This is a genomic window from Candidatus Bandiella numerosa (assembly GCF_029981845.1).
Taxonomy (GTDB): Bacteria; Pseudomonadota; Alphaproteobacteria; order Rickettsiales; family Midichloriaceae; genus Aquirickettsia; species Aquirickettsia numerosa.
In genome coordinates this window covers 35,598-57,575 of the sequence record NZ_CP104165.1, presented here as the reverse complement: position 1 = coordinate 57,575, position 21,978 = coordinate 35,598, and the positions used below count along the sequence as shown (strand labels likewise).

The 21,978-nt window shown below is 28.2% G+C and carries 11 protein-coding genes and 3 pseudogenes; 10 read left to right on the top strand and 4 right to left on the bottom strand.

The features are described from left to right. Positions 1 to 10: 10 nt before the first annotated feature. Together N3Z17_RS07105 and hppD are read right to left on the bottom strand one after the other, a co-directional pair. On the bottom strand, positions 11 to 1,162 hold the full coding sequence (locus N3Z17_RS07105; RefSeq protein ID WP_282472745.1) for an aminotransferase-like domain-containing protein: 1,152 nt from the start codon (positions 1,160 to 1,162) through the stop codon (positions 11 to 13). Further along, positions 1,162 to 2,199, bottom strand: a complete 1,038-nt coding sequence (gene hppD, locus N3Z17_RS07100) for a 4-hydroxyphenylpyruvate dioxygenase (protein ID WP_282472744.1) — start codon at positions 2,197 to 2,199, stop codon at positions 1,162 to 1,164. The genes N3Z17_RS07105 and hppD overlap by 1 nt, the downstream gene beginning before the upstream one ends. 81 nt (positions 2,200 to 2,280) lie before the next feature. Between hppD and N3Z17_RS07095 the strand changes: the two genes are divergently transcribed. The 6 genes from N3Z17_RS07095 to N3Z17_RS07070 all read left to right on the top strand — a co-directional run bounded on the left by N3Z17_RS07095 (position 2,281) and on the right by N3Z17_RS07070 (position 10,863). After that, positions 2,281 to 3,054: an SDR family NAD(P)-dependent oxidoreductase gene (locus N3Z17_RS07095; protein ID WP_282472743.1), complete on the top strand. Its 774-nt coding sequence runs from the start codon at positions 2,281 to 2,283 to the stop codon at positions 3,052 to 3,054. 66 nt (positions 3,055 to 3,120) lie between these two features. Beyond that, entirely contained in the window at positions 3,121 to 5,568 is a 2,448-nt protein-coding gene (locus tag N3Z17_RS07090; protein ID WP_282472742.1) for an ATP-binding cassette domain-containing protein, read from the top strand. A gap of 46 nt (positions 5,569 to 5,614) precedes the next feature. Further along, entirely contained in the window at positions 5,615 to 7,426 is a 1,812-nt protein-coding gene (locus N3Z17_RS07085) for an ATP-binding cassette domain-containing protein (protein ID WP_282472741.1), read from the top strand. Positions 7,427 to 7,446: 20 nt separating this feature from the next. Then, on the top strand, positions 7,447 to 8,379 hold the full coding sequence (locus N3Z17_RS07080; RefSeq protein WP_282472740.1) for an arginase: 933 nt from the start codon (positions 7,447 to 7,449) through the stop codon (positions 8,377 to 8,379). Positions 8,380 to 8,423: 44 nt separating this feature from the next. After that, the gene (locus tag N3Z17_RS07075; protein ID WP_282472739.1) at positions 8,424 to 8,915 is read left to right on the top strand and encodes a formyltransferase family protein; all 492 of its coding nucleotides are present in this window, start codon (positions 8,424 to 8,426) and stop codon (positions 8,913 to 8,915) included. Positions 8,916 to 9,549: 634 nt separating this feature from the next. Beyond that, positions 9,550 to 10,863, top strand: coding sequence for a nucleoside/nucleotide kinase family protein (locus N3Z17_RS07070; protein ID WP_282472738.1), 1,314 nt, complete (start codon positions 9,550 to 9,552; stop codon positions 10,861 to 10,863). Between the two features lie 250 nt (positions 10,864 to 11,113). Here the strand turns inward: N3Z17_RS07070 and N3Z17_RS07065 are convergent, their stop codons facing one another. Both N3Z17_RS07065 and N3Z17_RS07060 read right to left on the bottom strand, forming a co-directional pair. Continuing rightward, complete coding sequence (locus N3Z17_RS07065) at positions 11,114 to 14,173, bottom strand: Tn3 family transposase (protein ID WP_282471556.1); 3,060 nt, start codon at positions 14,171 to 14,173, stop codon at positions 11,114 to 11,116. Continuing rightward, on the bottom strand, positions 14,173 to 15,036 hold the full coding sequence (locus N3Z17_RS07060) for a tyrosine-type recombinase/integrase (RefSeq protein ID WP_282472735.1): 864 nt from the start codon (positions 15,034 to 15,036) through the stop codon (positions 14,173 to 14,175). Before N3Z17_RS07060 ends, N3Z17_RS07065 begins: the two co-directional genes overlap by 1 nt. Before the next feature lie 324 nt (positions 15,037 to 15,360). On the opposite strand from N3Z17_RS07060, the pseudogene N3Z17_RS07700 reads away from it, so the two are divergent. The 4 genes and pseudogenes from N3Z17_RS07700 to N3Z17_RS07050 all read left to right on the top strand — a co-directional run. Beyond that, positions 15,361 to 16,152 (top strand): annotated as a pseudogene (locus N3Z17_RS07700) (condensation domain-containing protein); the annotation flags it as partial. A 12-nt stretch (positions 16,153 to 16,164) separates the two neighbouring features. Then, a pseudogene (locus N3Z17_RS07695) lies at positions 16,165 to 17,460 on the top strand (non-ribosomal peptide synthetase); the annotation flags it as partial. Beyond that, positions 17,443 to 20,448 (top strand): annotated as a pseudogene (locus N3Z17_RS07690) (AMP-binding protein); the annotation flags it as partial. The pseudogenes N3Z17_RS07695 and N3Z17_RS07690, both read left to right, overlap by 18 nt. A 96-nt stretch (positions 20,449 to 20,544) precedes the next feature. Then, on the top strand, positions 20,545 to 21,900 hold the full coding sequence (locus N3Z17_RS07050; protein WP_345799040.1) for a thioesterase domain-containing protein: 1,356 nt from the start codon (positions 20,545 to 20,547) through the stop codon (positions 21,898 to 21,900). Positions 21,901 to 21,978: the final 78 nt, after the last annotated feature.

Below are 21,978 nucleotides of genomic sequence, written 5' to 3'. Positions count from 1 at the left end.
AATTATAAATTTAAGGAATGATTGTTGATAAAATTTTTATACCCTTGTCAATATTTTCTAATTTACAATGACTGAAATTAAGTCTCGCACAATTAGCAGCAATTTCTAAATTATTGCTTATATTAAAATCATTACCTGGTATAAATAAAAGTTTATTCTTAACAGCTTTAATCAATATCTCTTTAGAATTCATTTGCTTATCAAATCTAATCCATAGACATATTCCATTATTCGGTTTATGTAAAATGACTTTGTCTTGTAAGTGATGCATAATAGCATCTACCATTAAATTTCTTTTTCTTCTATATAAACTTCTTATATTTTTTAAGTGAGTTTCAAACTTATTCTTTTCTAGGAATTCTAATACTACTTTTTGAGATAATGTTTGTGTATTAATATCAAATGATTCTTTAAGAATTGATAGTTTTTTTATTAATTTAGATGGGATAACTATCCAACCCACTCTTAAAGAAGGTGCAATGACTTTTGAAAAAGAACCTACATAACATACATTGTTACTACTGAATGATTTTAATGCTGGGTAGTTTTGCTCATAATATAATAAACCATATGGATCATCTTCTAATATAGGAACATCATATTTTAGTGCTATACCAATTAATTGTTGTCTCTTTTTAATTGTTAGGCTGTTTCCGGTTGGATTACTGCCATCTGCCACAATATAAATAAATGCTGGCTTTTTATTTAATGATTTAATTTTTGTTTCTAATTCTTCTAAATCGATACCGGTATCATAATTAGTGGATATTGATATTAGGTTAACATTTAATGTTTGCACAGCTTGAATAAAGCCTGGATAAGTAAGGTTTTCAACAATAATATTATCTCTAACATTACAGAGTAATTTTGTCATTAAACCAATGCCTTGTTGTGCTCCACTTGTTATGAATATCTCCTCTTCTTTACATATTACTCCCCTCATTTTCATTATTTCTGTTATATGAGTTTTTAATAAATGACTTGTAGGAGAGTATTGTAAGTTTTGTTGAGTAAATTTGATTGACGAACAAAATTCTGCAGGTAATGTTGTTTCATCAGGCAATCCTAAAGCAAAAGAAATGTATTCTGAAAAATTATCAACCTCCAAAGATTTTTGCATTGCAGAAGGTGAGAGATTTCTAGTCCAATTAGCAAACTTCATTATATTTCCTTGCTAACTTTTTGTTGTTCTTCCATGGCTTTAAATAAAGCTATGATGTTATTTTTGCCAAAATTACTTGCACCATCTCTTTGTATAATTTCATAAAAGAGTGTGGGTTTAGTATGAATTGGTTTAGTAAAAACTTGAAGAAGAAATTTATTATCTTCTTCATCAATTAGTATATTTAAATCTCTCAATTCATTTAGAACTTTTTTATAGTTCAATTTTATATTTTGTGATAAATTACTGTAGTAAGAATTGGGTATATTTAGTAGTTCAATACCGTTACTTCCCAAAGTTTTTAATGTATTAATTATATTTGTACTTAAAAAGGCAATGTGCTGGACTCCTGGACACCCATTGTATTTTAAAAACATGTCAATTTGAGATGTTAGTTTCTTTTTTAAAGGTTTAATAAACACTAATTTTATTTGATTATTTGGTAAGTTCATTACTATTGAATCCATGCCAGTAAGATTTGTTTCAATTTTTTCCTTATAAGATTGGTAAAATCCAAATATGGTTTTGTAATAGTTTTTACAATAATCAAAATCTTCTACAGCAATAGCTAAGTGGTCTATACACTTAATATCATTGCTTCTCTCGTGAGTACCAACTGTATTATTGTTAGAATCGATTTGTTGAATCAATGTGTGCTTTGTTTCTCCAAAAGTATCAATAACAGCTTTAATAACTCTTTCTGATTCAAATAATAAACATTCATTTGGTTGCTCTAATATATTAGCACCGAAGGTATGAGCCTTATTGACTATTGAATTTACATCATTTACTTCTAGACCTATATCCTTAATAGTATCTCCACGAATACTAACCTCCTTACTTGTGTTGCTCTCACTGTCTTTTGAAGAAGTTAATAGCAATAAAATACTTCCTAACTTTAGCAAAGATTGTTCTATGCTATTATTTTGATCACTTTTAGTGTAAATTTCCTTAAAGCCAAAACCATTAGTATAAAAATATTTAGATTGTACAATGTTAGCTACATATATTTCTATGTATTTTATTTTTATAAACATATTTAAGATTAAAATAATAACATATAGCTTTTTATGCTATAGTGATTAAAAAAATATTCAATATAAAAAGTTAAAATTATTATGGACAAAAAGTTAATAGATAAAATAGCAATAGTTACAGGAGGTGTAAATGGTATAGGCAAGGCTATAGCTAAGATCTTTATAGAAAATGGAGCTAAAGTAGTAATAATTGATTTAGATCAAAACTATAATCAAGATATACCTAGTTTTAATTTAGATTACTTATGTTATGATGTTAGTATTGAAAAAAATTGGCTTGAAATAATAAACTATATTGAAAAAAAGTATCAAAAGTTAAATATTTTAGTTAATAATGCCGGAATTAATGGATTTGAATATACTCAAAATCCTGAAAATATGTCATTAGAAACTTGGGATTATATACATAAAATAAACTTAACAAGCGTATTTTTAGGATGTAAGTATGGAATGAAACTTATGAAAAAGAGTAATCAAAATTGTTCTATTGTAAATATTGCCTCTAGATCAGGGATTTTAGGTGTTCCGAATTTATCAGCATATGCATCAAGTAAAGCAGCTATAAGAAACTATACCAAATCTTTAGCATTGTATTGTGCTCAAAAAGGATACAAAATTAGGTGTAATTCTATAAGCTCTGCAGCTATAGATACTAGAATGTGGGATCATCTTAAAAAAGATAAAAATAAATTTAAGTTATTTATTGACTCGTTACCACTTAAGAGAATGGGTACTGTTGATGAGGTTGCATTTAATGTGTTGCATTTAGCTTCAGACCAATCACTATATACCACTGCCTCTGATGTAATTATAGATGGTGGAATATTGTCAGCGGGTATCGGATTACCAAAATAGTAAGTTTTTCATATTAATTATTATGTTAGTATAGTTACAATTATAATTTTTTATAGACTCATTAATATGCAAGTAAAAAATAAAAAAATCTCTATCTATGATATAATAAATAATTATGATTTTTTATTTACGCCAATTGCTAATGCTGCATCAGGAGCTATAGGATTTGGTTTGCCAGGGAGTTTAGCAGGAATAGTTATTGGCACTATAGATGAATCTTTAATAAGCTTAGGTTATACTAATAGTAGGTACTTATCTCCAATAATTCAAGGAATAAGTTCTTTTGCGACCCTCAGTACTTCTTGGGTAATAAGAGGTATTGGTGGGGTGTTAAATCTTATGCTTTTTAAGCTGACAATTAGCGAATATAGTGAGTATGCCAATAAAATAAGTAATCCTGTACAATTAGGATTGTATGGAAGTTGTGTATATGGGTGGAAAGGTGGGATAGGTGCTATATTATTTGGCAGCATAGAAGAAATATTTATTCATTATAAGCTTTATAATAAGTATTATATTTCAACAGCTGTATCATTTGCTACGGGGACACGTTTGTTAAAAGGAAAAATAGTAGGGTTGAGCAGTAATTTTATAATCAACAAACTGAAATTAGAGAAAGTAAGTGTATTATTTAAAAATTTGGAAGAAGGGATGCCATATTTATTAGAAAGTATTTCGGTTGTTATAAGCTCAATTAAAATTATGTATGATGAAGATCAGAAATCTAATGTGAATGCACTCAATATACAAAAAGAAATAAAAATAATGCATGTGAGATTAGGGCAAGAGTTAGCATATACTGATATGCTAGAAAAACAGATTATTACTGCATCAGGTTTTGCTATAGTAGAACAATTTTTACATTTTAAATTAATGGGTTATTTTCAAAAATATAATGGTGCATTTTATGGAGAATTAGTAGATTCTCAGATATGGGAATCATTTAAACTATCTTTGAAAGATATATTTTTGATGCTTCCATCTTTAATTATAATAAAACAGTTTTTAATAAATCCTTTTGATGCGTACTTCAGTTTTCAATTTCAAAATCAATTATGTAATATTATTAGTAATAAGTGGATAATAGGTGAAATACCTCTCAAACTTTTACAACAAGATAATAGCGAAGTTTTAATTGATAATTTAAATAAAGATATAGCAATAGTTGCTAATAATGGAGAGGGACTTAGAAAAAGTTTTTTTAATGATATTATTAAAAGCAGCTATAGCCAATATTTAATGTATCAATATAATGCACAAGATTTAATAATTATTTACCAAATTTATTATAGTTGCACACAATATATATCAGAGAATCTTTCTAAATGGGAGGTAATTTATAGTAATATCTTAAGAGATTTTGAAAGTAGGAAAAATAGTATTTTAAAACATGATGCAAGAAATGTAGAGACGGTAGTGGAGCGTAATGGATTTATTTATAGTAAAGAAATATTAAAAATCTTAAATAATGATATAAAATTAATAACAACTAAACAATTATTGGTGAAACATCTTTATGATACCTGGAAAGAAGTTGAATTATACACAAACATAATGTTTACCTTTTTTTCAATAGGGTATAAAGCCCATATTGGGGAATTACATTTAGATGGGCGTTTAAAAATAGCTGCAGCGACTGAGAGTATATCATCACTAATGAGTTGGAGGGGGAAAAATGCTAAAAAAATTGAAGAAGTTAATAACTCTATTAAAAATTTAAATTCTTTTATAGATAAGATTGAATATGTTGAAGACACAACTTTTACAAGTTTAAATCAAATAGGTGATATAAACCACGGGCTAGTGTTTAAGGATTTAAATTTAAGTATAGGGAATAATGAATTGATTTATATAAAAGAAATAAATCTAAAATTAGGAGCATATTATGCATTAACGGGTAATTCAGGTTCAGGTAAGAGTAGCTTACTCTCCAAAATAAAAGGAATAAAATATGATGGAATAAAGGCTAGTGGTGTTATTGAATATCCACATAATTTAGATAAGGTAAATGAAATTATTTTGATGTCACAAAAGGATTTTTTTCCTCTAGATACTACTCTTCTAGAGGCAATTTATTATCCACAACTGATTAAGGTGCAGGAAAATAAAGAAATATATTATAAGGTTTTAAAAATGCTTCAAAAGTTAGATTTGTGTAATAGTAATAATATAGAAAAAGAAAAATGTGATATAGAAAATTTTATGAATGTAAAAAAAGACTGGAATTATGTTTTGAGTGGCGGACAAAAGAAAAAAGTTTTGTTGGTTTCTGCATTAATGCAAAGCCCAAAAATACTTCTTTTAGATGAGCCATTCACAGGTTTGCATCAAAAAGCTATATTTGAAATGCAATCATTAATAAAAGAAACTTTAGAGAGTAGCAATGCGTTAGTTATTTGTATAGATCATCATGTGAATGATAGCATGAATTTTTATGATTTTGAATTATCTATAAAAAATAATACATTAGAACTTAAAACTTTTGAAATAAATGATATGGGGCATGATTTTTAATTTTTTAGTGAAATCAATCAAATTAATAATGTGGTATTAAACTTCAATGATTTATAATTATTTGTTAAATTTTTATTCATGCTTTAAGCAACGCATATATTTTATCAATAAGTTATTACCTTATATTTGGATAAGTAGCTCTAATATAAGAAATCGGTATATTATATTTGTTCTATCTACAGTAGTAATGATGGTATTAAATATTATATTTCCTTTAGTATTAAGAAAAATAATACTGCTATTGTCTTTAAATCTAGGTAATTTTTCATCACAAGTTATTTTTTTTATTTTTTTATATTGTTTTATTTGGATAAGTGCGCAAGCGTGTAATTTACTAAGAGAATTTTTGTTATTAAAAGCTATAGAAAAAAGTGTTAATTTTTTATGCCAAGAAGTAATTGCTCACATACATAAATTACCTTACCATTTTCATGTAAGTAAAAAAATAGGAGAAACAATAAGCTATATAGAAAAAGCTTACCAGGCATTTCCTAATATTCTTTGGGGATTTTTGTTAAGTATAATACCAATAATTATTGAAATTATAATAGCGACTGGAATTATTTATTATTTATATGGTTATTTATTAGGTGCAATACTTATTGGCACTTTATTTATTTTTATAATATTTAGTATTGTATTTGCAAAATTTATATCAGAAGCGCAAGATTTAAGTAATCAAGATCATTTTAAAGCTAATGCTTTAATAGTTGATGGTCTTATAAATTTTTCACTTATTAAATATTTTGGGAATTTCAATTATGAGAATAAGCAAGTAAAAAATTTACTTAGTAAGCGTGAAAATAGTGCAGTACATGCACAAAAAATAGCTTGTTACATGCGTTTAGGGCAAATATTAATTATAGGGATATGTATTGTAGTTATAACCTTAATAGCTGGACAACAAACAGTATATAATCATTTATCAATTGCTGATTTTATTTTAATAAACAGTTATATTTTGCAGTTTGCAAATCCATTATTTTTATTTGGTTATATATTTAAAGAGATGCGTAAAGGGTTTACAGATATGGAGTATATATTTAAGCTTTTAAAACTAAGCCCACAAATTGAACCTAATAGTAGAACTTCTTTAAAAAGACATACCAAATCATGTATAGTTGAATTTAAAAATGTAAGTTTTGCTTTTAATAAAGAACAAAATATTTTAAAAAATGTATCTTTTAAATTATTCCCAAATAAAACTGTTGCTTTGGTAGGAGGTAGTGGATCTGGAAAATCTACAATTTCTAACCTTTTATTCCGATTTTATACTCCTAATTCAGGGGAAATATTAATTAATGGTCACAACATATTGGATATTCATTCTGATATTCTTACTCATTTAGTAGGTATAACTCCTCAAAATCTAAATCTTTTTAATAATACAATACATTATAATTTATGTTATGGTAATTTTAATGCTACATCTACAGAGATTAACAATGTTTTAAAAGCTGTACAATTAACTGATATGATTAGCAATTTACCTTTAGGACTGGAGACTGTAATAGGAGAGAATGGTTTAACTTTATCATCAGGTGAAAAGCAAAGAATAACTATAGCCAGGTTATTACTAAAAAAACCTTTAATATACATTTTCGATGAGGTAACATCTAATCTTGATTTTATAACTGAAAAACACATACAAAATTCAATTAGTAAGTTAGCTAAAAATGCTACTTTTCTTATTATTGCTCATAGACTTGCTGCTATTACATCTATTGACCATATTATTGTTTTAAAACAAGGGGTTATTGTTGAAGAAGGTAAACATCAAGAATTATTAAATAATAAAGGTTATTATTTTGAGTTATGGAAATCTCAAGTAACAATGGTAAGTAAAAATCATTATTAAAATCAATATATAATATGGTAATGGCATATAGTAAATTTAATAAAATAGCTTTAATAGGTTCTGCATTTGGTCAAGGTGCGCAAAATTTTTCAACCAATATGGCCCCTATATATTTAAAAGAAGTTTATAATCTTACAAGTAAATTGCAATCCTCTGATATTGAATCGTATTGGTATAGTATAGTTGAAGTTAAAGCATCATCGTATTTAAATTCAATAGTTTGTAACCAAGGTAAAAATTATCAGTCTGTATTTGAAAATATCACGCAATTAAGAGACGTGCTTAAAAATTTTTTTACTAATACTAAGTTAGAATTTCCAGTTATAATAGGGGGCGATCATTCTTGTGCAATTGGTTCATGGTCTAGAATTATAGAATTTTATAATGCCAAAAAAAAATATGGATTAATATGGATAGATGCGCATATGGATGCTCATACTATTGAAAGCTCTATGTCAAAAGCTTATCATGGTATGCCTCTTTCATTTTTATTAGGGACTAATACTACGCATTTTAATTTATCTTCTGGTTGTTTTATTTGTCCTGAGAATTTAGTAATAATAGGGGCTAGATCTTTTGAAAAAGCAGAAAAAGATTTTTTAGATAAGTTGCAGGTACGTGTTTTTTATATGGATGAAGTTAAAAAAAGGGGCTTAAATTCTATATTACAAGAGGCAATCAAAATAGTGAAACAAAACACAAATTATTTTGGTGTTTCTATTGATATTGACGCTATAGATCCTAAAGATGCTCCAGGAACTGGTTGTTCAGTCGTTAATGGATTATTATGGAGAGATTTAAAAAATAATTTGTCAATAATATTTAGAGAAAGAGAATTTAATGCTTTAGAGATTGTAGAATATAATCCTAAACTTGATATAAATAATCAAACTGCAGAAATTATTTTTCAAATAATTTCTATGTTAGCAAGATTGCTTGCACTTAGAATTTAACTGTAATATCGTTTTATAAATTTTCTTATTTTAATATATCTGTAGTGGTTATTGATAAAATTAAATATAAATTTTCTTGTTATATTATTAGTGAGACAAGTTTAGGTATAATATGTGCGACGCATATTATTAAAAATGGGCATAATCTTTTAGGTATCGTGTCTCCAAGTAAAAAAACTTATGAGTGGGCTATAAAACATAACATTAAGTATTGTAATTCTATAAAAGAATTTCAGCAACTTAATTTATCTCAAGGCTCTTTTGATTATTTATTTAGTGTTGTGAATTATAACATGATGCCTCAAAGTGTATTAAAGTTACCACGTTTCTCTGCAATCAATTATCATGATTCTATATTACCTAGATATGCTGGCGTACATGCCACTTCCTGGGCTATCATAAATGAAGAGTGTAATCATGGTGTTTCCTGGCGTATAATGAATATGGCGCTAGGCAAAGTGGATAAATTACAGCTGGTGAAAATGCAGGCTACACAAAGTGTAGCCTGCAGTGTAGAATCAAATCTCACGGTATAAGGAGGTAACGAAATATTTGTACATCACAGAGGCTGACATGGTTATTCACATGGAAAGCGGTATGTGTAGTTGCGGTAAGGCAAGCAACTACTGCTCTGTCAGAGTCTCAGACCACAATACGATACAAGATGGAATTTATCTAGTGCCTGGATAAAAACTGCTGTTTTTTATAGGAATCAAAAATTTACTGAAGAATATTTTTAGAAAAATTGAGTCACTTTTATATAAAAAAAGCGAAAAATTTAGAATTTTTGGCTTAGCTTTCTTGTGCTCTATGTAGCGCCAATGTTATTTGTTCTTCTGTAAACTTTGTCTTTTTCATAAAAATCTCCTTTTTTATTATTTATTCTATATGAGATTTTTCTCATTTTCACGGTCTTATTTTTTGGGTGCAGGTCAACTCCGAAAAGCATATATTACAACTTAAGTATAACAACATAGATAAAGTTCTTAAAAATATAACACAACTAAAATTAATCAATGTTAAAAATTCACATCATGGCAATATTTTAGAACAAGAGCAATTAATAATAGAATCAATATAAAACTGAACAATTATATATAATAAAATTCTTTTAAAATTGTTATACAAAATATATAGTTAGGGAAATTAAGGGTTTTAAACTAAAGAAGTATGAAAACAGTTATAATTTCTAAAACATTAAGATGCTATTTAGATTTTAATACTATCGGAATTTTATATAGAGAATGGGCATTAGCATCTCAACATTTTGGTAAAGTTTTATTAATTAATGGACCCTCATCTTCTGGAAAAACCACTTTACTGAAATGTTTGGAGAAATTTGGCTTTCATTCTATAAACTTAGATGATTTATGGCCTGAATGTTATTGTCATAATATTGTTAAAGCTGCTTATAATCATAATGATCACGAATTTATAACTAAATTTTCTTTAATCAAAAGTTTTTTAAATCCCCTCGATTTTTTAAAAATTATAGATAGCTCTAAGATTGCAGTAGAAAATTATAACATCGATCAAATTGAAATAATTGAATTTATTCAAAGATCTTTACCCAATATAATTAAAGTTACTAATATCCCAACTTATCAAGAAGTATATACCTATACTTATTATAAAGCACAAGAATTTATTTTTTCTGGTCGCAATGTTGCCATTGAATTAATAATAACAGAAGAGCATTATTTTGACCTTTTATCTTATAGTTTTAATAGATATCCTATTAGTATTGCTCTTTTATATAATTCTTTCGAAAATAATTTAAAAAAATGTTTTTTAAGAAATGCTAGATTTTCAGTAGAGCTAAATGATGATTATCGCTACCCTAGTCAGGTAATGTATCAATATGCGAAATTTTTTAAATCAGTAACTGAACATACTACTGCTTTAAATACTGAAGTTATTGAAATAATCAATAAAAATTTAATAAAAGAAATTATTAAAACAGCTATATATTTTGAAAGAGAATTAGTAAGAATTTTACAAGAAAACAAAATACAACAAATAAGGGAATATGATAGTGAAAAAATGCTCAAAGATTCTATAGAACTCCTATATGATGTAATGAAACTAGATGATCCTAATAAGGCTTATATTGTTCCTGCACTAGAATTTGATTTTATAATAAAAAGTGCAAATATCAAAACTCTAAACAAATTAACTTTTGAGCATGAAGAAAAAGAATATTTACTAGGAAATTCTAACCTAATAGTTAAAAAATTTAGTGAAAGTGTTAGGGAAGACTATAAAAATAATGTATTAGGAAAAGTGGAAAAATATGTGGACTGCTTTTTAAGAAAACTATTTATACCAAATAAATATAAAGAAATGGAAAAGCTCGTAACTAAATATTCAATTAATGTAGAAGTATCTGGTAATGAAGGCTTAAGGAATGCATATAAAAAAATAGCTTCTGTTACACACCCAGATAAAACAATAGGTTTTGACAGCAAACTAAGAGGGGTGTAATTACAAATATAGGTGAATGCGGCATTAGGAATTCTAGACACCTCTTGTAAAGGAATGTATAAGAAATATTTTTTAAAGTGCATTACCTCAATTTATAGCAAAATTAATTATTTTATACTGTTAATTCATAATAATTTATATTTTTATACCCTCTAAATAACCGGCAACTAGGGTATTTATAAAAATGCATCTTTTTTAATAACCGCCGTTCTTATCGTATAATAACTTATTTAACGATAACATATTTTATTTATGCAGCTTTGTTGTATAATAAAATCTCCTTTGCATCATCTAATGTAATATCTGCTTTTTTTAGATTATTAAAATCATATATACCTAGTAAATTAATATGTCTCCAAGTAATGATAGAACCGTGCTTTATAATATCTATTATCTCCTTTCTTTTTTCTGGGTCACAGCGCATAATTAGTTTTGTAAGCATCAAATAATTCCATAAGATAATTAAATTTTGTATTATCATTTTACATTGCACTACTATTTCTTGATCCTCTGTTATACTCTGTGTAAATTCTTGGTTATTAGCAAAAAATATTATTGAAGAAAACCTATTAGATAACTCTCCTTTATTTAATTGTTTCTCTATTTGCTGCCTTAACTCTACATTATCAATGTACTTTAAGATAAATATGGATTTTATTATTCTACCAAATTCTTTAAGTGCTTCATGTAATTGATGTTGTTTTGCATAAGAACTTAACCTACGTAAAATCCTAGAAGCTTGTGTGTTTCTGAGTTTAATTGTTACTATTAATCTTAAAATGCTATCCCAGTTTTCTTCTATTACTGAGGTTTTGATATATCTTGCTGGTAAAACAGGAGTTTTGTGTTGCGCCTTGAGTATTTGCTTAGTACTTTTATTAAAAGCAAATATACTTTGTGCGGCAATATTTTTGATACGTGGAGCAAAATCTACTCCTATTAAATAGCATATAGCAAAGATTATTTCTGTATATCCATGTGTATCGGTAGAATGGGTATCTATATTCATGTCCGCATTACATAATAATCCATCTATTACATATCCTGCATCACGTTCTGAACTGCTAAAGATAGTTGTATAAAACAACATCTGCCTTTCATCTAAAAAAGTATAAACGCTACTACCATGATTTTGGCCAAAATACTTAAATGAAAAATTTGCATTTAAGGATTCAGCCGATACCACAAATTTTTTAGCATCCCCAGAACTATGAAGTAACTCTTTATCCTTTAAAAAAAGTGTTGGTAACCATAACTTACTCATAAATTGTATAAAACTTTTATTTATTGTACTTAAATTTTCTACTGTAAAATACCAATTTACTGTATTATACAATGTATTATAATTGATTCCTTTCGATGTATTTGATAATCTATGTAGTCCCATATTAGTTCCTAATCCGAAAATTCCACCATAAAATATTTCTTTAGCAGGTTTTTTGCTTATGTTCTTGACCTTATAATGCTTAAAGCACTCAGTAAAACTCAATATCTTATCTATTTCTGAAAAAATTTCCAAAACAGATTTATATTCATTTTTACTCAATAATGAAGAAATTTTATCATGCTCTCCTCTTTCTACTTTTGGTGTATGTAGTATGAATCTTCCGTTCTTATGAAATCTTATAAATTTGTTTGTTTTATCGGTTATATTACAATTTGTAATATAATATTGTTTTTCTAATATATCTTTTAATTTTAATAACAAATCTTTAATCTTTTTAAATTTTCCAACACCAGCTCTTTCTATAAGTGTCTCCTTCTCTTTTTCCCATACGTCATCTGATATTAAATAGGCTTCTATTGGGAGAAATTTATAAGAATTAAGTAAATTAACTTCTCCACTTTTTATAGCGTCAGATATTTTTGTCAATAGTACTGCTTTATATAGCGAAACATTGAATTGATCGTTAGTTTTTCCAAAAATAAGTTTCTGTTCTATGTTAGATAAAAATTTTCTAGGGGAAGTACTATTAATATCTCCTTTCTTCTTTTGATAATCTACAATAGCTTCCATTAGGTTACTAGATTTAGTTTCTGGATTAAATTCTACATAACGTACTATATCAGCAACTCTATTTTGGATTGTTCTAGAAAAACTTTCTAATACTTTGTAATATTCTGAGTTACTTAGTTCATGTAGTATTTCTTTTTCTAATTCTTGATATTTTTTTAACTCCTCTGTAGTTATTTGCTCACCTAATATACTTTGAAGTATAGTGATTTTTTCAGCATCCGTTAACTCTTTTAAAAATACTATTTTTCTAATTTTTTCTATACTTTCTTCTGATCTTTTAAAACCTTCTATTATAGATTGAGTTTTTTTATTCTTTTCCTCATTTTTATCTATTATTTTTTCTTCAATAGCTTTTTCAACTTTGTTTAATCTCTCTTGAGTGGAACGCAATAGTATATTTACCAGTGTATCTTGCCATGTGCAATATTGATAATTTATAAACGCAGCAAGATAAAGATAAATCTTATTAGGATTATTAAGTGTACTAAGTTGTTCTATTCGTGCTTTTATAACCCATATAGCATAATACTTTGTTGCTTCAGGGGATAAATCTAATGATTTTATTAAAGGCTCTAATTCCTTAAATAAATTTTTTACAATTAAAAACCCTCTGATACTTTGTTTTATATTTTTTGGTCTTAAAGACTGATTTATGTTTTTGAGCCTTGCAACTAAATTTCTCGCATAAACTCCCTTACTATCATTTTTATCTAACAACGCATCTAATACTTCCTTATGTTCTTCTGTAATATTTATTTCTATTTTCTTGAGTGATTGAAACTCAAAAAGATTAAATGATTCTGTTATCATTTTAGCAAATACCCTGTAATTAGGCAGTTCTATTTTTTTTGATGTTAAGAAATCTATAGCTGCAAAAAATATATTACGAGGGTGCATTTGTTGTGATGCCATATGATTTAACTCTACTTTTAACAAATCTTCATTGCTACTAAAAGAAGTAAAGCCACTTATAGATAATATTAATCTTTTATGTTCTCTATATGTACGCTCCTTATAATCACTTATAGCTACCTCTCTATATCCTAATAATTTACTTATAAATATAATATCTTTTTTCTTATAATCCTCTTTTTGAAAAAATCTTTTTGTTGCTTTAAAATAACCATATTGTAATAATAAACCTGCTTTTGCTTCTGGCTTTCTAATTTGATATAGTAATTCCTGAAGTATAGGTTCTTGTTTAAAATACTTTTGTTGCTCATTAATGTTAAATATAGGAGGTTTGTCAAAGCTCATAGCTTGCTTAGGTGGGATTATCTCTATTATTTGCATTACTCTTCTTCCCCTATTAATTCGACTGCTTCTTGCAAATCATTAAAAGAGGGTGTGCAATATATTTTAGTAATATCTAAGCTTTCATGTCCTGCTAAAAATGCTACTTTTTCTAATCCTACCCCCATATCAACTAAATTTTTACAAAAACTATGTCTTAGTTGGTGTGGAGTAACATTTTTTAAATTACTACCTTTCACAATCTTTTTTAACATTAATTGTACTCCTCTTGGAGTTAAATTACCTCTTTGTCCTTTAAATATTCTACTCTCTTTACCAATATTATCTGTATAGCCTATACTCAAAAAGGAATTACGACAATCTTTGTTTAATGGCATTTCTCTCGTTTTATCTCTTTTACCTAATTTCACTATTATTTTTCCTTTTCTCTCGCTTATAGTTATCATATCCCATGTTAACTCACATAACTCATTCACTCTTAAGCCTGTATTTAATAATATTTTTATAATTGCAACATTTCTTTTATTGGCAGTTTGTTCTACTTTTCTTTGTAATTCGTTTTGTTCTAATCTATCTAACCACTTAAATCCCACCTTTAATTCTTTTACATTTTTTGGTGTGGGAATATTATATTTTATCTTTTTTGTTCGTACCCCCCAGCTTATGAACGCCTTTATACTAGCTATATGTCGATTAATTGTTTTAGGTTTTTTATTTTTAATTAATTGTTTTTTGTATAATCTTAAATCTGTAGGGGTGATTTTATCTAATATTAATTTTTCATTATTAGCTTTTAGAAACCATTTTGCAAAACTATTTAAATCAGATTGATAATTTTTTATTGTATTCTCACTTTTTTCATTTGCTTTTAAATACTCTAAAAATTTATCAATTATATTCATAAGTTATTATACGATAAGTTTTTTATTAGATAATCTAGCCTAATCTATATCTTATACGATGACTCAGCCTAATAGTCAATATATAATGCCAATTATACGATATGATTTAAAAAGGAGTATTGTTTTAAGCTTGTCGCTATATAATATATTATACGCTTAATATTATAAATATCCAATAATAACATAACTTTATATTCGCCTATTATCCTTTTATTGAAGAAATATAAAAATATAGGTCATTATAGGTAATATCATAAAAATAATTAATTCCACTATAAATAGAGGTGTTACCTTTAAAAAATTTCTTCCTGTAACTCACTTTAAATGCAGTATACAGAATTCCTAATACCAGATTTGTCTATATTTGTAATTATACCCGTTAATCGTTTAGAAGAGCAAATTAATTTGAAATGGTTGTTATCAAGCAAGCATAAAAATATTAATATTAATGAGTATAAAAATATACAAGTCGTAAAAGAAGAGATCTTAGTAGTCAAAGATGAATTGTACGCACAACTAAAAACATTAATTAAAACAGAAGGTTTTACCTTTAACACTTTACTGCAGTTTGTATGGCACACTATTTTGCATATTTACGGATATAACAAACAAACTGTTGTAGGTACAGTGGTGTCAGGAAGAAATTTACCTATAGATGGAATTGAAAAATCAGTAGGTCTATATATTAATACATTACCTTTTATAGTAGATCACAGTAAAAAAGCGAGAAGAGACATACTATCTCTTCTCAAAGACATGCAAGCAAGTATTAATGAGATTAACGAGAGAAGTAACATAAACTTGTCTGGATTGCAAAAGCATGGGGAGCGATTGTTTAATAATCTGTTTATATATGAAAATTACCCAAGTGTAGAAAATCAAGAACAAGAAATACTTAAAATCAAATTCAGAGAAGGAGTTGAGAAAGTAGATTATCCGATAAGGATTATGGCAATTGAAATGGATGGTTGTGTAGAAATAAAACTAGCGTATGAAAGTTTGATATTTGATATCGATGCTATAAAGAATGTGTTGATGTTAATGCGGGATTTATTAGCGAAGGTATGTATTAATTGTCATGGTGTTCTAGGACATTTAAGTTATTTGTCTCAGGATCAATATGATGAAGTGATTTATAAATATAATGAAACAAGCAAAATTTATCCGAGCGATACAACAATTCAAGAGTTATTAGAGCTACAGGTATTGAGAAGCCCAGATAGAGTAGCACTGGTATATGATGGCAAACAATTAACATATTCAGAGTTAAATGCCAGATCAAATCAATTAGCTCATTATCTGCGAGAAGAGCATGGAGTAAAGCCAGAGACATTAGTAACGTTATGTTTAGATCGTAGTGAGCACATGCTTATAGGAATATTAGGAATATTAAAAGCAGGAGGAGCCTATGTTCCTATCGATCCTTCATATCCAGATGAAAGAATTTCATACATATTAAAAGATACAAATAGTCGTATATTATTTACAAGCGAAGTTTATGAAGAAAGATTGAAAACTATTGCTGAAGATCAGAAGGTTATCTCAATAGCTACAAAATCATTTTCAGAAGTTTTATCAGATTATTCAGTTAACAATCCAGTTGCACAAGGAGATAGTAGTAATTTAGCCTATGTAATATATACATCAGGAACAACAGGTAATCCTAAAGGCGTGATGTTAAATCATACAGGAATAGTAAATAGGATTAACTGGATGAATAATGAATATGGTCTAAGTAGTAATGATAAAATATTACAGAAGACATCCTATACATTTGATGTATCAGTATGGGAATTATTTTGGGCAAATTGGTATGGAGGAAGCGTAGTATTAGCAAAGTCAGAAGGACAAAAAGATCTGAAATATTTAAGTAATTTAATAGAAAGGGAACGTATAACAATAACGCATTTTGTGCCATCGATGTTAGATGTATTTCTGGGTAGTATAGAAGAGCCATTTGAAAGTTTACGTTATATTTTTTGTAGCGGAGAGCGACTTAATTTGTCTCAAGTGACTAAGTGTCATGAGTTATTACCGAAAGTGGGAGTTCATAATTTATATGGGCCTACTGAGTCATCAATAGATGTAACGTATTATGATTGTAATAGCAAAGATATAGAAGCCGTATATATAGGAAATCAGATAGATAATGTAACCATCTATATATTAGATAGTGCTAGTTTAAATCCAGTACCAGTAGGTGCAATAGGTGAGTTGTACATAGGCGGAGTAGGGTTAGCAAGAGGTTACTTGAATAGAGCAGATTTAACATCAGCAAGTTTTATAGCAAATCCATTTTCCAGTAAAGATCAATTAGACAGCAGAATATACAAAACAGGAGATTTAGCAAGATGGACATCGGATGGCAAGATAGAATACATAGGCCGAAATGATTTCCAGGTAAAGATAAGAGGCTATAGGATAGAGTTAGGAGAGATAGAAGAAGTATTATCAAGTTATGAAGGAATAGATCAATCTGTAGTAATTTCTAAAGAGCGAGGTGAAGAGACCAGTTATTTGGTGGGATATTATGTATCAAAAAAGAACTTAGATGAGGGATCAATATTGACTTATATAAAAACAAAATTACCAGAGTACATGGTACCAAATATTTTAGTGAAGCTAGAAGAGTTGCCAGTAACTAATAATGGGAAGTTAGACAGGAAGTTCTTGCCCGATCCAGAATTTGAAGATAAAGAGAATTATATAGCTCCAAGGAATGAAAAAGAGAAAGTGATGTGTAAGATCTGGGCAGAAGTACTAGGATTGGAGGAAGAGAAAGTAGGAATAAATGATGACTTCTTTAGGTTAGGGGGAGATAGTATTTTAGTGATAAGAATAGTAAATAAAATTAACCAAGCATTTAACTGTCAGATTCGAGTTAATGATATATTCACGTTAAGAACTATTATAAGTTTAAGTAATTTGCTATCTGAACGTGTAGCTGAAAACAAAGTTGGTCAGATTTATTTACCGTTTAGCCTAGTTGATTCAGAAAAATATAAATTGCAAATTGATTCAGGTAAATTTGAAGACATTTATCCAGCAAGTCAATTACAAACAGGAATGATTTTAGAATCACTACTTGATAGAACTACGTATCATGACGTCTTTAATTATTCTTTGAAAGTTTCATTTAATCTAGAAAGATTTTTAGACATATGGAATGAATTATTTAATAAACATGAATTATTGAGAGCCCAGTTTATTCAAAACGACGATGCTGGTTGGAGTATTATGATCCATAAAAAAGCTATCATAAACTATGTAGTACACACGGACTGCAGTAGCGTAGAATTAATGGAAAAAGAGAAAGTTAATTATTTCGATTCCTCTAATGAAAATATGATTAGATTTTCAATTAACGATACGGGTAAGAGTTTTGATTTAATTCTCTCATATCATCATGCAATTGCTGAAGGGTGGAGTATGGCCACTTTGATGAATGAATTTCTTTCAAGATACGTTGATGGTGAGTTGCAATCTAAAAGACTTAATTTACGTTATGGAGAATTTATAAGAGAAGAATTATCTGCAGTAAATAATCTTGACAATGCTGAATTTTGGAAAAATTACTTAAAAGATATTATTGTAACTAATGCTAGATGGAAGTTTGATAACGCAAAATCTGAGGATACTGTTTATATTGCAACTTATGATCTAGAGAGTAAACATGTTGTGTTAATGCATAAATTAGCAAAGGAACTGAAGATAAGTGTTGATAGCATATTTTTACTTGCTTATTTAAAGGCGCTATCATATTTCACCAATAACTCTGACATTACAATTGGGTTGGTTGTGCATAATAGATTAGCAAAAGAAGATGGGGATAAGTTATTTGGTCTATTTTTAAACACTATTCCATTTAGATTTAATTTAAAAGATCATAAAAATATTAAAGAGATGTTAGTAAAATTATTTGATTCAAGACTTGCGTTACAGAAATATCAATTTTTTCCTTATTCAAATATTAAAGAATTTTTTCATCAAGAAATATTTGATTTTGTTTTTAACTACACTAATTTTCATGCCATTAATGATAGTTTGGATCAAATAAATTCTATTACCGGGTATGAGAAAACTAACATTCCTATTATCTTTAACGTATCTCAATATGCAGATAAATTTCTTTCGATAAGAATAAATGCGCATGACACCTATGTAACTAAGGAGTATTTAGATTATTTTATTCAGTACTATAAAGAGTGTTTGTTTAACATATTAGAAAACTCTAATACGCCTGTAGAACTACTTAAGTCAGATTATGATAGAGTTATAAAAGAGTGGAATAATACATCTCAAGCATATGAAGATAGTATTACACTTTGTAGTGCTTTTGAAACTCAGGCGCAGAAATCATTAGATCGGATAGCGGTTATAGACGAAGCTACGTCACGTCAGTATACCTACGGAGCTCTTTTAAGTGATGTGGATTTCCTTACAGAATACATAACTTACTACACAAATAAACCAAGTAAATTAATAGGGGTACTTAGTGAAAAAGGTTATAATCAAGCCGTTTCAACATTATCAATTATGAAATCGTCATATGCTTATTTGCCACTTAATGTAGATTGGCCAGTAGACAGATTAGATGATGTCTTACAACAAGGTGAAGTGAGTTTATTATTAATCTCTCGATTGCAATATCAAAAAAAAGAAATACAAAAATATTTGAGTGCTAAATATCAATTGATAGTAATCGAAGATGTTCTAACAGAAATTTATACTAATACTCAACTCAGAAAAACACTTTCAGATGTGTTTATTCCCAAGATGACTTCTAATTACATCGCTTATGTGATTTTTACATCGGGATCAACAGGGAAACCGAAAGGAGTAACGATTACTCATAAAGCTGCTATGAATACTATTATTGCAGTGAATAATAAATATAAAGTATCACATGATGATAAAATATTAGCACTTTCAGATCTAAGCTTTGATTTGTCAGTATATGATATATTCGGGTTACTTGCTGTTGGTGGAACAATTATATTTCCAAAACAAGATAGCATAAAAGACCCCAAACATTGGAGAGAGTTGTTGTTTAATTATCAGATCTCATTATGAGATACAGTGCCTCAATTAGCCGATTTATTAGTAAGTAAATCACAATCAATAAAAGCAAATATCAGATTATTTTTGTTGAGCGGAGATAAGATACCTTTAACTCTGCCAATAAGATTAAAAGAATGGATTAACACTGCAACTCTAGTAAGTTTGGGAGGAGCAACAGAATGTGGTATTTGGTCTGTATGGTATGAGGTAGGCGAAGTTAAAGAAGAATGGAAAAGCATTCCTTATGGTATACCATTGCCAAATCAAAAAACCTATGTGTTGAATAAGGATTATTTACCTTGTGCAGTTGGTGTACAAGGAGAGTTATATATTGGAGGTGAAGGAGTTGCATTAAATTATTGGAATGATATAGAAAAAACAGAATCTGCTTTCATTGAACATATTGACTTTGGTAGAATATATAAAACTGGAGATCTAGTGAGATGGATGCCAGGAGGTATTTTAGAGTATATTGGCAGAGATGATTCACAGCATAAGATTAGCGGGTATAGGTTAGAGTTAGGAGATATAGAGTCTGCGTTATCTAATTTTACAGGAGTAAATCATTCTGTTGTGGTTATAAAAGAACAAGCTGGTGTGAAATATTTGATAGCTTACTACACATCAGATAGCAAATTTAAAGATGAGAAGATTTTGCAATATTTGCGAAGCAAGCTTCCAGATTATATGGTTCCGCATATTGTAATGTGGGTTCATAGTTTTCCAACAACATCTAATGGTAAGTTTGACAGAGAGTCACTACCGGAAGTTGATTTAACTTTGATAGATGAGTATATTGCTCCGCGTAACCATATTGAAATTCAGTTAATAAAAATATGGGCAGAGTTTTTGGAGATAGACTCAGGTAAAATAGGCTTGAAGCATGACTTTTTTAAATTAGGTGGAAGCAGCGTCACTGCTATAAAATTAGCCAGTAAATTGAATAACATTTATAATTCCAATCTGAAAATTACAGATATTTATATCAATAGAACTCCTGAGGCTTTTATTTCGAGGATTATGCAATCTAGGAACAAGTATCAAACTATCGTAAAGCTTAATGATACATACAGCAAACAAAATTTGTTTATGATTCATCCTGGTACAGGAGGATGTGAAGTATATGTATCTTTAGCTAATAGGTTAAGCAATGAATTTAGTTGCTATGGGGTAGACTCTTACAATTTGTATAATGAAACTAAAATACAGAGTTTAAATCAACTAGCAGAGTACTATTTATCTCATATAGAAAAAACAATGACAAATACAAAACAAGAGATATATAATTTATTTGGTTGGTCATTAGGTGGACAATTGGCGCTTGAGATAGCAAGTATATTAGAGCGTAGGAATATTAGAGCAATAAATGTTTATTTATTGGATACAGCGTTATCAGATGAATTTCTGTTCTCTAAAGTAAGTTCGATTAATATTGAAGAGGAAAAAAAGAAGTTTAGGGATCATATGATATCAGAAGGCCATGATGTGTTTTATATAGAAAAAGCTGTCTCAGTATTAGAATTAGAAGGAAAGTTTGGTCAGCAACGTGCGACTTATTCTTTGCAGGATACGAAAGTTATATTATTTAAAGCGATGTGTGAAGATACAAGGTTTACTCTTAATCAGGATGCAAAAAAGACAGAACAACACATATTGAAGCTTAAATATAATAATATAGATACAGTTGTACGAGGTGCTTCGAGTTTAAATGTTATTAATGTAAGTGATGCACATCATGGTAATATATTAGAAAAGGAAGAAGTAATTTGTGATGTTCTTCTTAAGAAAAAGGACATGTCTTAAGGTAGCTGCGCTGAGGGCAATGGCATTCGGTTAAATTATATGATAAGATAATTGGGGTATGACAATCAACGGAACGAA

Coding starts and splice junctions, on each gene's coding strand:
- N3Z17_RS07105 (WP_282472745.1), bottom strand. CDS start 1,162: ATGAAGTTTGCTAATTGGACTAGAAATCTCTCACCTTCTGCAATGCAA.
- hppD (WP_282472744.1), bottom strand. CDS start 2,199: ATGTTTATAAAAATAAAATACATAGAAATATATGTAGCTAACATTGTA.
- N3Z17_RS07095 (WP_282472743.1), top strand. CDS start 2,281: ATGGACAAAAAGTTAATAGATAAAATAGCAATAGTTACAGGAGGTGTA.
- N3Z17_RS07090 (WP_282472742.1), top strand. CDS start 3,121: ATGCAAGTAAAAAATAAAAAAATCTCTATCTATGATATAATAAATAAT.
- N3Z17_RS07085 (WP_282472741.1), top strand. CDS start 5,615: ATGATTTATAATTATTTGTTAAATTTTTATTCATGCTTTAAGCAACGC.
- N3Z17_RS07080 (WP_282472740.1), top strand. CDS start 7,447: ATGGCATATAGTAAATTTAATAAAATAGCTTTAATAGGTTCTGCATTT.
- N3Z17_RS07070 (WP_282472738.1), top strand. CDS start 9,550: ATGAAAACAGTTATAATTTCTAAAACATTAAGATGCTATTTAGATTTT.
- N3Z17_RS07065 (WP_282471556.1), bottom strand. CDS start 14,173: ATGCAAATAATAGAGATAATCCCACCTAAGCAAGCTATGAGCTTTGAC.
- N3Z17_RS07060 (WP_282472735.1), bottom strand. CDS start 15,036: ATGAATATAATTGATAAATTTTTAGAGTATTTAAAAGCAAATGAAAAA.
- N3Z17_RS07050 (WP_345799040.1), top strand. CDS start 20,545: ATGCCAGGAGGTATTTTAGAGTATATTGGCAGAGATGATTCACAGCAT.